We start from the raw sequence: 13493 nt of genomic DNA, 5'->3' as shown, positions 1-13493 counted from the left end.
CGCCCCTTGGCAAAAGATAAAGACACTATGCGCTGCAGTTTTTGTGGACGCACAAGCGAAGAAGTCCGCAAATTAGTGGCGGGGCCTAACGTGTATATTTGTGATGAATGCGTTGAAGTTTGTGAACGCATCATTGCAGATGAGTTGGGTGCGGTTGAGACGGACGACTTCAATTTAAAAGAATTGCCAACGCCTAGAGAAATTAAAGCTCATCTTGACGAATATGTCATTGGTCAAGATGATGCTAAAATCTCTTTAGCCGTGGCTGTATATAATCACTACAAACGTTTACAAACAGATAATGTAGTTGATGATGTAGAATTACAAAAGGCTAATGTTTTATTCATTGGTCCTACTGGTAGTGGTAAAACACTATTGGCTCAAACCTTAGCGAAAATGCTAGAAGTACCATTTGCTATTGCAGATGCTACAAGCTTAACTGAGGCTGGGTATGTAGGGGAAGATGTAGAAAACATCTTACTCAAAATTATCCAAGCTGCAGATTATGATATAGCTCGGGCTGAACGTGGCATTATCTATATCGATGAAATTGATAAGATTGCTCGTAAGTCTGAGAACCCTTCCATTACACGTGATGTGTCTGGTGAAGGCGTACAACAAGCATTGCTTAAAATCTTAGAAGGTACTGTCGCTTCTGTTCCCCCACAAGGTGGTAGGAAGCATCCTAATCAAGAAATGCTTCAAATTGACACTACGAATATTCTCTTTATTTGTGGTGGTGCATTTGATGGTATGGATAAGGTTATTACTAAGCGTACCGCTAAGAAAACACTTGGCTTTGGTGCAGATGTACAGCGTAAAGAAGAACGCAATGTATCGGCTATCTTAAAAGATGTTGTACCTGAAGATTTATTAAAATTTGGCTTGATTCCTGAGTTTATTGGACGTTTGCCAGTAATGGTGACATTAGATCAATTAGACAGAGATGCGTTAATTCAAATTTTGACAAAGCCTAAAAATGCATTAACAAAACAATATGAAAAAATTCTATCCCTTGATGGTGTAGAATTAACTTTCACTGAAGATGCATTAGAAGAAATCGCTGATGAAGCATTACAGCGAAAAACAGGTGCTCGTGGTTTGCGTGCTATCATTGAAAAGGTGATGAAACGCGTAATGTTTGAGGTTCCTTCCATGCCGGAAGTAACTAAGTGCATTGTGAATCGTGAATCCGTATTAAGCACAGGTGAACCTATACTCAAAAATGAGGCAGACCAAGACATCCAGTTGAAATCGTAATTCGAAGAAACTCATTTCTGTGTAGGAATGAGTTTCTTTTCATAATATATATACCTGGAGGAAGTATGAATTTACTCGAAGTTGGGATCCCTACCGTACCTCTCAGAGGCATGGTAGTATACCCGAATATCGTGATTCACCTCGATATCGGTCGAGACAAATCCATTAAGGCGGTGGAAGCCGCAATGAATGAGGACCGCATTTTAGCTGTCGTAACTCAAAAAGATGATGCTGTAGATGCGCCAACAGTTCATGATTTAGCCCAAATGGGTACATTAGTAAAAATTAAACAAATGTTGCGCTTACCAGGTGGTATAGTACGTGTTCTTGTAGAGGGCATCACTCGTATTCGTCTTATGAATATTACTAGCATGGACCCTTATTATATAGGAGACTATGAACGAGTGGCGTCTGAATTTGAAGACGATGTAGAGCTTGAAGCTTATCGTCGTTTGGTTCAAGCTAAATTTGGCGAATGGGCAGAAGAAGCTAAATCAGTTACTGATGAAGGTGTAACGCGCGTTATGGAATTACGCAATCCTTGTGAATTAGCTGACCAAGTTGCATTTCTATTGCCTATTAATAATTTGAAACGTCAAGAGTTACTTGAAGAATTATCTGTGGCTCGTCGTCTTAACATGATTGTAGGCATTTTAAATATGGAATTACAAATCTCTGATTTGGAAAATTCCATCAATAATCAAGTGCGTCAATCTATGGAAAAAGCGCAGAAGGAATATTTCTTGCGCGAAAAAATCCGCGTTATCCACGATGAGTTGGGTGATAAAGGGGATCCCGAGGAGGAGGCAGAAGAACTACGAGTTAAGTTAAAAGCACTTAATCTAAGTGAAGACGTACATACGCGTATTGATAAAGAAATTTCTCGTTACAGCCGCATGCCTCAATTGATGCCGGAAGCAACAATTTTGCGCAATTACCTAGATTGGGTATTGGCATTACCGTGGAACGAATTAACGGAAGACCGTTTAGATATTAAGGGCGCTCATGCTATGCTCGAGGCCGATCATTATGGCCTTGAAAAGGTTAAGAAACGCATTTTAGAATTTTTAGCGGTTCGTAAATTAACTGGTAAAAATAGTGGCTCTATTCTTTGTTTAGTAGGCCCACCAGGCGTTGGTAAAACCTCTTTGGCTACCTCTATTGCTAAAGCAATGAATCGTAAGTTTATCCGTGCATCCTTAGGTGGTGTTCGTGATGAAGCTGAAATTCGTGGACATCGACGTACTTATATTGGTGCTTTACCTGGTCGTATGATTCAGGGGTTAAAAAATGTAGGTACTAAGAATCCTGTATTTTTATTGGATGAAATTGATAAATTAGCATCTGATTATAAAGGTGATCCATCTTCAGCGTTATTAGAAGTATTGGATCCAGAACAAAATAGCACATTTAGTGATCACTTTATCGAAGTACCGTTCGACTTCTCTGAAGTTTTCTGGATTACTACGGCTAATGTAGCATCTAATATTCCTGGTCCATTGTTAGATCGTATGGAAATTATTGAGTTGTCCAGCTATATGGAAGAAGAAAAACTAGAAATTGCTAAGCGTTACTTAACACCTAAGCAAATTAAGAAAAATGGCCTTGAAGATTACAAGGTTAAATTATCTGATGCTGTGTTAAGAAAGGTAATTTCCGAATATACTCGCGAAGCAGGTGTTCGTACTTTAGAGAAAACAATTGCTAAGATTTGCCGTAAGATTGCTTTCAAAGTAGTTGAAGAAGGCGGAGACGCACCAAAAGTCACTACTAAGAATCTTCACGAATTCTTAGGCGCACCAATCTTTGTTGACCAAGAGCGAGAAAAGAAAGCACAAGTTGGCTATGTAAATGGATTAGCTTGGACATCTGTTGGTGGTGTAGTATTACCATGTGAAGCTACAACTATGAATGGTACCGGTAAATTGGCTTTAACTGGTAGTCTCGGCAAGGTTATGCAAGAGTCTGGTCAAGCGGCTATGAGTTATATTCGCCATAATGCAAAAGCTTTAAAGATTGAAGAAGATTTTTATAAAAAGCTTGATATTCACGTTCACTTGCCAGAAGGGGCAACCCCTAAAGATGGTCCTTCAGCAGGTATTACAATGACATTAGCTATGGTATCTATTTTGACTAACCGCAAGGTTCGTTCTGATATTGCCATGACTGGTGAAATCACATTGCGTGGCCGCGTATTACCAATAGGCGGCTTAAAAGAAAAATTATTAGCAGCCTTGTCTCATGGTATTAAAGAGGTGTTGATTCCAAAAGGCAATGAAAAGGATATTGCAGAATTACCTGACATTGTGAAAGAAGGACTCATCATTACGCCAGTTAAGACAATGGATGAAGTATTAGCAAAGGCACTTGTGTAATGCAAAAGAAGAAAAAATCCACTAAACCAATGGGCCCAAAACCACAATATACACGAAAAGAACCAAAGGGGCCTCGTATTATAGCTGCAAAATATAATACTTCCTGTGTGAAGGCGGATCAATATCCTGAAGGGGATACCGTAGAAATCGCCTTCCTTGGACGCTCTAATGTGGGCAAGTCTTCGTTGATTAATTCTTTATGTAACTATCGTGGGTTAGCCCTCGTTAGTGGTCAGCCAGGTAAGACTAAGACGATAAACTACTTTGATATTGAATCAAAAGAGGATATTTCTGACACCGAGGAACGCAGATATAACTGGTTTCTCGTGGACCTTCCTGGTTATGGTTTTGCAAAGACAAATAAAGGAAACCGCAATCTGTGGTCTTCCTTTATTGCCGATTATATTTTACATTCTGAACGATTGATGTTGTTGTGTTTACTTATCGATGGTCGCCATCCTGAAATGGCCATTGATAAGGTGGCCTTTGATTGGCTCGTCGAAGCCGGTGTTCCGTTACAAATTGTAGTGACCAAGGCCGATAAATTGACGGCTAAAGAAAAGTCTGCAAACTTGTCTATTATTAAAGAGCTATATCCAACGGCTACCCCGCCGATTTTGTACAGCTCTTTAAAGCATACTGGACGTGAGCTTTTACAACAACGAATCAATAAAATTTTGGTAGGAGATGAAGCATGAGTCAAACGAACGAATTAGAGATTATGGAACGCATTGCTCTAGATTTAGAGCGTGTCGAAGAGTCTCTTGCATCATCTTTTAATACCGGTGCAGAGGACTTCAATGCACTGATTCGACCGTTATCAGCAGCAGGTGGTAAGCGTTTGCGCGCTCAATTGTGTCTATTGATTGCTAATGCAGGTACATCTATAGAGCGTCAACGCATTAAAATTGCTGAGGCTGTTGAAATGCTTCATTTAGCAACACTTATCCATGACGATGTTTTAGATCAAGCTGAAATTCGCCGTGGGGAGGATACAATTCACATGCATAAAGGCAATAAGGTAGCTATCCTTAGTGGTGATTATTTATTTGCTAAAGCATTTAAAATCGTATCTGAAATGACGAATATGAAGTATCTTCAAGTATTCTCTCATATTATTACATGCCTCGTAGAAGGTGAGTTCATGCAAATGGAAGATGTATATCGCATCGATCAAGGCATAGAGCGTTATATGACAAAGACGCAAAAGAAAACAGCAGACTTCATGGAAGGCTGTATGGAGCTTGGTGGTCTCTTAGGAGATTGGCAAGAGGATGAAATCATAGAGTTGAAAAAATATGGTCATGCATTAGGCATGGCATTCCAAATTACAGACGATATTATGGATTATCGTGAAACAGCGGAAACAACGGGAAAGCCTGTAGGGAATGATCTTCGAGAGGGACTATTGACGTATCCGTTATTAAGCATCGTTAACGATGGTAATAAAGATAAATTGCTTGAAGAGATTAAAGGCTTAAATAATGGTGGTAATGAGCAAGACATTATTGATTATGTTATTGCTCAAGGTGGAATTGATAATACATTAGCTGTAGCTGATAAATATTGTAAAGATGCTCTAGCGGCACTCGCTGCAGTGCGTGATTTCCCAGGGAAGGAATTTCTTGTGATGGCTGTAGAAAATCTGGCTGATAGAAAGGTATAATATGGAACCATTCGAACCAAAATCGGATTTCGAATATCCCATGCAAAAACCTTCTTTTGATAGTGTAGTTCGTCAAAAAAGGCGTGAAGCAGAACAAAAGTCTGAGCAAGAACGATATAAGGTGGCAACTCAACACATTTCTGAGGATGTGGAAGATGAACCAGTTTATACGGCTATAGAGCAGAAGATGATGGATGAAGCAAGGGAATTGTCCCTTGTAGGACATCTTTCAGAGCTGCGAAAACGATTGATTATAATAGCTGTAGCGGTTATTGTGGGAACTTGTATTTCTTATTATTATGTAGACTTATTATTGGAAATACTCCTAAAACCGGCTGGCAAGCTCTATTATATGAGACCTACTGAAGCATTTTTTACATATATGAAGGTGTCTGTTGTAGGTGGCTTAGTCATAGCCGCTCCCATTATATTGCATCAGATTTGGCTATTTGTTAAGCCTGCACTAACTGTGCGAGAAAAGCAGCTATCTAACTGGATCTTACCAGTAGCAATTGGTCTATTCGGGATAGGTATTGTATTTTCTTATTTTCTCGTATTGCCTGCAGCAGTGAAGTTCTTTATGGGCTTTGCTACAGATGAATTACAGCCGATGTTTTCTATTGGTCAGTATATGGACTTTGTATTATCCTTTGTACTGCCCTTTGGATTTATCTTTGAGTTGCCGTTGATCTTAATTATTTTGGGATATTTCAACTTAATTACATCACGCTTTTTAAAAACGAAGCGAAAGATATTTATTCTTATATCCTTTATCATAGGTGCTGTCATTTCACCTACACCGGATATGTTCTCGCAAACGATGATTGCATTACCTATGATATTGCTATATGAAACAAGCCTATTTGTATTGGCTAAAATTATGAAGCGCTAAGGAGTCTTTTAGGAGGAACGATGAAAACCTACGAAAATTTAACCACATATAATCCTGGTGAAATAGAAGGCAAATGGTATTCTTATTGGGAAAATCAAGGATACTTTCACGAAGAAGTAGACACGAATAAAGAGCCATTTAGTATCGTATTACCACCTCCTAATGTAACTGGTATGTTGCATATGGGGCATGCCCTTGATAACACATTACAAGACATCCTCATCCGTTTCAAACGCATGCAAGGCTACAATGTATTGTGGATGCCAGGTACAGACCACGCTGGTATTGCTACACAAATCAAAGTAGAAGAGATGCTTGCTAAAGAAGAAGGAAAATCTCGCTATGATTTGGGCCGTGAAAAATTCGTAGAGCGCGTGTGGGAATGGAAAAAAGAATATGGTGATACTATTGTAAAACAAATCCGTAGCCTTGGCGCATCCTGTGATTGGAACCGTGAGCGATTTACTTTGGATGAAGGGTATTACCATGCAGTGCGCGAAGTATTTGTAAGCCTTTATGAAAAAGGTTTGATCTATCGCGGTGAACGCATCATCAACTGGTGTCCTCGTTGTGCCACTGCGTTATCTGATGTTGAAGTTGAGCATGAAGACGAACATGGCCATTTATGGCATATTAAATATCCTGTAAAAGGTGATGATAATCGTTTTGTTGTTGTTGCTACAACTCGTCCAGAAACAATGTTTGGTGACGTAGCAGTAGCAGTAAATCCTGATGATGATCGTTATAAAGATCTCATTGGTAAAACATTGATCTTGCCATTTGTTAATCGAGAAATTCCTGTAATTGCCGATGACTATGTAGATGCTAGCTTCGGTACAGGCTGTGTAAAAATTACACCTGCTCATGACCCTAATGACTTTGAAATGGGCCAACGTCATAATTTGGAATCCATCGTTGTTATGAACAATGATGCAACAATGAATGAAGGTGCTGGCAAATTTAATGGCTTACCTCGTGAAGAAGCGCGTAAACAAGTAGTAGCAGAACTCAAAGAATTAGGCCTACTTGAAAAAATTGATGATCATGACCATGCAGTAGGTCATTGCTCCCGTTGTAATACAATCATCGAACCAATGGTATCTAAACAATGGTTCGTAGATATGAAACCATTGGCAGAGCCAGCTCTTAAGGTTGTTAAAGACCACGAAGTAGAGTTCGTTCCTGAACGTTTTACAAAAACATATGTGAACTGGCTTGAAAATATCCGCGATTGGACGATTTCTCGTCAATTGTGGTGGGGCCATCGCATTCCTGCATGGTATTGTGATGACTGTGGTGAAACTATCGTTAGCCGTGAAGATATTACAGAATGTCCTCATTGCCACGGTCATGTTACACAAGATCCAGATGTTCTTGATACATGGTTTAGCTCTGGTTTATGGCCGTTTGCCACAATGGGTTGGCCTAAGCAAACTCCAGAACTTAAACAATGGTATCCAACAAGTGTGCTTGTAACTGGTTACGATATCATCTTCTTTTGGGTTGCTCGTATGATCTTTATGGCTCTAGAGTTTGAACATGAAATTCCATTTAAACATGTATTTATTCATGGCCTTGTTCGCGACAGCCAGGGCCGTAAAATGAGTAAATCCTTGGGTAATGGTATCAATCCTCTTGATGTAATTGATCAATATGGTGCTGATGCATTACGTTTTACCCTTGTAACAGGCAATACACCTGGTAACGATATGCGTTTCTACATGGAACGTGTTGAGGCTAACCGTAACTTCGCCAATAAGATTTGGAATGCATCAAAATTTGTATTGATGAACCTTACAAATTATGATGAAAGTTTCGTTCCAACAGCAGATGATTTGACATTAGCAGACCAATGGATTGTTCAGAAATACAATGAAACAGTACAAAGCGTAACATCTAATCTCGATAAATTCGAACTTGGTGAAGCTGCAAGTTCCGTATATGATTTCATTTGGAATACGTACTGCGATTGGTACATTGAATTAGCGAAACCTCGTTTGTATAGTGAAAGCGACGAACGTGATCGTCATACAGTTCAATATTTACTTGTAACAATCTTACGTCATATGCTCGAATTATTACATCCATTCATGCCGTTCGTAACTGAACATATTTGGCAACATTTGCCACATGAAGGGGACAGCATCGTTGTTACTAAATGGCCTGAAGCATTGAAATTCGATAATCTTGAAGGGGCAGCACGTCAAATGGAAGTTATGATGGATGCTATCAAAGGTATTCGTAACATGCGTGCTGAAATGAATGTGCCTTTAGGTAAAAAAGCTGAGGTTATCGTAGCGCCAACAGATGAAGCATTAGCTAAAACTGTAGCAGAACATAGTGACTACTTCGTAACATTGGCTTGGGCTGAGAAAGTAACAATTCTTAGTACCGATGATCCAAAACCAGAAAATGCGACTGTAACCGTTGTCAATGGTATGGAAGTATATCTCTTACTTAAAGACTTGATTGACGGTGAAAAAGAAAGAGAGCGTATTGCAAAGGAAAAAATCCAAATGGAAAAAGAAATTTCTCGTTTGGAAGGTAAATTGTCTAACCAAGGCTTCTTAGCAAAAGCTCCTGAAGCTGTAGTAGCAAAAGAAAAAGAAAAGTTAGAAGAATATAAACAAAAACAACAAGCGTTATTGGAACGTGAAGCGTTCCTTGAAACCTTATAATAGGAGGTTTATATGACATATCAGGAGGCCTTAGCCTATTTGGAGCAGGCATCTTCATTTGGTATTAAACCTGGCCTTGAACGAATTACGGCTCTTATGGATGTGTTAGGGAATCCACAAGAAGATTATAAAATTGTTCATGTTACAGGTACAAATGGTAAGGGCTCGGTTACCTCATATATTTCCTACGCACTGTTTACAAGTGGATTACGGGTGGGGCGATTTACATCGCCTCACCTTCAATCCTATACGGAGCGTATTCAAATTAATGATGGAAATATAACAGAGGAAGCCTTTGGAAAATTAATTAGTCGCGTAAAGATTGCAGTAGATACTATTATTAGTAATGGAATAGAAGCGCCAACACAATTTGAAATATTAACAGCTGCCGCATTTTTATTCTTTAAGGATCAAGGTGTCGACTATGCTGTAGTAGAAGTTGGTTTAGGTGGCTTACTAGATTCTACTAATATCGTGACTCCAAAAGTATCTGTTATTACTAATGTAACAATAGATCATCAAGCATATTGTGGTGATACTGTCGAGGAAATTGCACGCCATAAAGCGGGGATTATCAAATCTAAAGTGCCTGTAGTGACAGCTGCACAAGATACACCTCTTAATGTTATTGAGGACGTAGCTAAAAAACAACATGCTAAGCTTTATGTTTTTAATAAAGATTTTGGTATCGATAGCCGCAGCGCTGTAACGGGTGGTCAAATGATTACGGTTAGTTCTAACGATGCTGTACCTGCTATGCTGTTTACGACGATGGCTGGCATTCACCAATCTGTAAATCTTGCTTGTGCATTGATGGCCGTACGCCTGTTGATGAAAGAGGATACGAACATCAGTGAAGAAACGATGCGTGAAGGATTTGCCCGCACTACGTGGGCGGGGCGCTTTGAAGTTAAACGAGGCTTAGATTGTACCTTTATATTTGACGGTGCTCACAATGCGGCAGGGGCTGAGTCTTTTGCCATGACGTACAATGAACTATTTAAGGACACACCGAAAACGGTGGTAGTGGCTATCCTTAAAGATAAAGACCAAGAGGCTATTATTCGTGAAGTGGTTAAATCTGGCGACACAGTCCTCGTTGTACCTGCACCAACAGATAGAACAGAGGTACCTGAAAACTTGGTTGAAGTGATTCGCCGTACTGTACCTAAGGTGACGGCTCAAACTGCAGAATCTGTTGAGGCTGCATTAGCATTGGCATACAAACATACAAAGACTGGTGATATCATTGCTGTATGTGGTTCTTTATATATTCTAGGGGATGCTCGTCAGTGGTTTTTCCATGAGATGAGTCATTGAGGTGAGAATATGGAACTCTCACTTATTCCTAATCAGAAACGACTTACCTTTTATATTGAACGATTAATCTATGGTGTCGTTATTGCGATGCCTCTTCAACCAATGGTAGGAGATGTACTTCTCTGGTTGGCTATAGGTTTGGCATTATATGATTTAATTTCTAGTAAATCATTGAGTTTGCCGACAGGTTATTTATCTTGGACTGTTATGATCTTTGTTATCTGGACAGGTATATCGTCGTTAATGTCCCCAAACTGGGATTGGTCTATTCAGAGCTGGTTCTACCAAATTGTAGCGGGTGGGGGCATGTACTATTTAGTTCGTACCTATATTCGAACACCTAAACAGTGGAACTATTTTCTTCGTGCCTTTTTAGGTACAGCCGTTCTTGTATGCATTATTGGGGCCTATCAGTATATATTTGTTCCTAATATACATATAAAAGAATGGGTAGATGCAGCACAATTCCCTAAATTGATGCGTCGAATGGCGTCTACATTGCAAAATCCTAATTTGCTAGGGGCTTATCTGTTGATGGTACTAAGTGTATGTATTAGCTATATTCTTGTTTATATGAAAGAGAATCGTACTCGTGAAGTTGTTACAATGCTGATCATTGGTGTTGTACTATTTTTAACGATGTTATTAACCTATTCGCGTGGTATTTGGATTAGTTTTGCGGCCATGATTCTGTATTGGGCTATTTTCGTAGAACGAAGACTATTCTTATCCTTGTTAGTGGTACCGTTAATTCTATACTTCTATGAAGGGGAAGTTGCTTCACGACTTTGGTCTATATTCCAAGGTCATGATACGTCATCAGATCTTCGCTGGGCTCTATGGGATAGCACAATGTATATCGTACGAGAAAATCCAATCTTTGGTATTGGGTGGAATACATTCTACTTAGTTTATCCAGAGTATAACTATTACATTCAAGGTCCTAATGTGTTAATGTATCATGCCCATAATTTATATTTAAATATATTGGCTGAAACAGGTATTCCTGGCTTGCTATCATTCCTAGCAGTTATCGTCGGTCATGTTATTACATCTGTTCGTTTGAAAGGGGATATGTTCCGACAAGCTGCACAGATAGGTATAGGTGCTTTAGCTATCGGAGTTCTTTTTAGTGGATTGTCTGATTTTGAGCTCTATAGCCATCAAGTTACTATTGTTTTTTGGCAACTCCTTGGCTGGGTTGGGGCCTTTGTGAAAGTACAACTTTCCACAAAGACCCATATGTAAAAGGTATATTTTGTATAATTAGTAAGTTTTATGGTAGCGATACAATTTCATAGTATGGTATAATTTATACATACCTTAGCAGGGTAAGCTTAAGTATATTTAACCGGTTTTCTAATGTTAGAATAATTGAACATTATTGCTTGCATTTGAAAACCGGTTTTTTGTATATCTATATTTTTATAGGAGGTGTAGCGGTCAGTTTCTGTATATATTATTTTTTTATTATATTGATAAGGCTCTATATGTTGTATTGAGATAGTTCGATATACATAAAAAACAACAATATATACTATTAAATTGATAATTCCTGTGAGTTATATCGGTGTGAATAAAACTTATGTGAAAATGTAAAAACCTATGCGTTTTGGTCATAATGCACAGTCGGAGTGTGATAAAAAATACATTTTAGTCATATAAGTTGACAATACATTGGATGTGGACTACGATGAAGTCGGTTTAAGGAACGTATTAGACCAAAGAGATTCAATTGTCGTTTAACAATGTTACTCTTAAAGGAGATGGTTATGGTGATAGACATCAAAGACCGCGTAAAAAATGTGGACCTGCAAGGTAAAATTGTCACTGCTTATGATGCAGCTCAGTTGATTAACCCTAATGACAAAGTTGGTATTTCTGGCTTTACACCATCGGGTTATGCAAAAGTTGTACCATTGGCTTTGGCAGAACGAATGGAAAAAGAACCATTCAAAATCGATTTGTGGACAGGTGCTTCCGTAGGTGATGAAGCTGATGGTGCGTTAACTCGTGCTAATGGTATTAATCGCCGCTTTCCATATCAAACCAATAAAGATATGAGAAAGGCTTTAAATAGTGGAGATGTTAAATACATCGATATGCATTTAAGCACAATGGCACAAAATATTCGTTATGGATTTTTCGGAGATTTAGATGTAGCAATAATTGAAGTATGTCAAATCAACGAAGATGGTTCTTTAGTACCGACTACCTCTGTTGGTAATTCTCCAACATTTGTTAGTCAAGCTAAAAAGGTTATCGTAGAGGTAAATGTATCTCAACCATTATCCTTAGTTGGTATGCATGATATCTATGAACCGTTGGATCCGCCACATCGTAAACCAATTCCGTTGGAACAGGCCGGCGATCGCATCGGTACAGAAGCAATACCTTGTGATCCTAGCAAAATTATTGCTGTGGTTCCAAGTGATGTACCTGATACAACAAGACCTTTAGCTGCTATTGATGATGATGCAAAGGCAATGAGTCAACATCTTATCAAATTCTTTGAACAAGAAATTGCAGAAGGTCGTTTGCCTAAAAACTTGCTTCCATTGCAATCCGGCGTAGGTTCTGTAGCAAATGCGGTAATTAGTGGCTTGGCTCAAGGGCCTTTCACAGATTTATCTATTTATACAGAAGTAATTCAAGACGGTATGTTTGACTTGATTGATGCTGGTAAAGTAACTGTATGTTCCGGTACTGCATTGAGTCCTTCTCCAGATGGATTGAAACGTTTCTATGCGAATATTGATGAATATCGTAAAAAAATTATTCTTCGTCCGCAAGAAATCTCCAATAACCCTGGTATTGCTCGTCGTATTGGTGTCATTGCCATGAATACCGCTATCGAATTTGATATTTTTGGCAATGTAAACTCTACTCATATTATGGGTAGCAAAATGATGAATGGTGTTGGTGGTTCTGGTGACTTTGCACGTAGTGCATATCTCACTATCTTCTGTACCAATTCCGTTGCTAAAAATGGCGACATCAGTTCTATCGTTCCATATGTATCCCATGTGGATCATCCAGAACATGACACTATGATTTTCTGTACAGAACAAGGTGTTGCTGACTGTCGTGGTTTGAGCCCAGTGGAAAGAGCTCGTTTGATTATTGAAAAATGTGCTCACCCAGACTACAAACCTATGTTAACTGAATACCTAGAAAAAGCATTAGCTGCAACAAAGAATGCCCATACACCAATGTTGCTTGATGAAGCTCTTTCTTGGCATAAACGCTTCACAGAAACTGGAAGCATGAAAAAATAACCTGTTTTTTTAGGAGGATGATGA

The 13493-nt window shown here is 38.9% G+C and carries 9 protein-coding genes; all 9 read left to right on the top strand.

All coding sequences use genetic code 11. The features are described from left to right. Window positions 1-6: 6 nt before the first annotated feature. The 9 genes from clpX to B1A77_RS09485 all read left to right on the top strand — a co-directional run bounded on the left by clpX (window position 7) and on the right by B1A77_RS09485 (window position 13469). Window positions 7-1260 (top strand): ATP-dependent protease ATP-binding subunit ClpX, encoded by a 1254-nt coding sequence (gene clpX / locus B1A77_RS09525; RefSeq protein ID WP_008601448.1) that lies wholly within the window; start codon window positions 7-9, stop codon window positions 1258-1260. 65 nt (window positions 1261-1325) lie between these two features. Continuing rightward, window positions 1326-3635 carry an endopeptidase La gene (lon, locus tag B1A77_RS09520; RefSeq protein WP_004696511.1) on the top strand — a complete coding sequence of 770 codons (2310 nt, stop codon included), beginning with the start codon at window positions 1326-1328 and terminating at the stop codon, window positions 3633-3635. Next, entirely contained in the window at window positions 3635-4333 is a 699-nt protein-coding gene (gene yihA / locus B1A77_RS09515) for a ribosome biogenesis GTP-binding protein YihA/YsxC (protein ID WP_008601447.1), read from the top strand. Before lon ends, yihA begins: the two co-directional genes overlap by 1 nt. Further along, the gene (locus B1A77_RS09510; RefSeq protein WP_021148372.1) at window positions 4330-5301 is read left to right on the top strand and encodes a polyprenyl synthetase family protein; all 972 of its coding nucleotides are present in this window, start codon (window positions 4330-4332) and stop codon (window positions 5299-5301) included. Before yihA ends, B1A77_RS09510 begins: the two co-directional genes overlap by 4 nt. Window position 5302: 1 nt before the next feature. Further along, a complete protein-coding gene (gene tatC, locus B1A77_RS09505; RefSeq protein WP_021148371.1) occupies window positions 5303-6193 on the top strand; it encodes a twin-arginine translocase subunit TatC in 891 nt (296 codons plus the stop codon). A 20-nt stretch (window positions 6194-6213) separates the two neighbouring features. Next, window positions 6214-8871 (top strand): valine--tRNA ligase, encoded by a 2658-nt coding sequence (locus B1A77_RS09500; protein ID WP_077708585.1) that lies wholly within the window; start codon window positions 6214-6216, stop codon window positions 8869-8871. A 12-nt stretch (window positions 8872-8883) separates the two neighbouring features. Continuing rightward, window positions 8884-10191 (top strand): bifunctional folylpolyglutamate synthase/dihydrofolate synthase, encoded by a 1308-nt coding sequence (locus tag B1A77_RS09495; RefSeq protein WP_077708584.1) that lies wholly within the window; start codon window positions 8884-8886, stop codon window positions 10189-10191. Between the two features lie 9 nt (window positions 10192-10200). Next, window positions 10201-11439 carry an O-antigen ligase family protein gene (locus B1A77_RS09490; RefSeq protein WP_077708583.1) on the top strand — a complete coding sequence of 413 codons (1239 nt, stop codon included), beginning with the start codon at window positions 10201-10203 and terminating at the stop codon, window positions 11437-11439. A gap of 524 nt (window positions 11440-11963) precedes the next feature. Then, window positions 11964-13469 carry an acetyl-CoA hydrolase/transferase family protein gene (locus tag B1A77_RS09485; protein WP_004696497.1) on the top strand — a complete coding sequence of 502 codons (1506 nt, stop codon included), beginning with the start codon at window positions 11964-11966 and terminating at the stop codon, window positions 13467-13469. Window positions 13470-13493: the final 24 nt, after the last annotated feature.

Source organism: Veillonella parvula (genome assembly GCF_002005185.1).
Taxonomy (GTDB): domain Bacteria; phylum Bacillota; class Negativicutes; order Veillonellales; family Veillonellaceae; genus Veillonella; species Veillonella parvula_M.
This window is presented reverse-complemented; position numbering and strand designations above follow the sequence as displayed.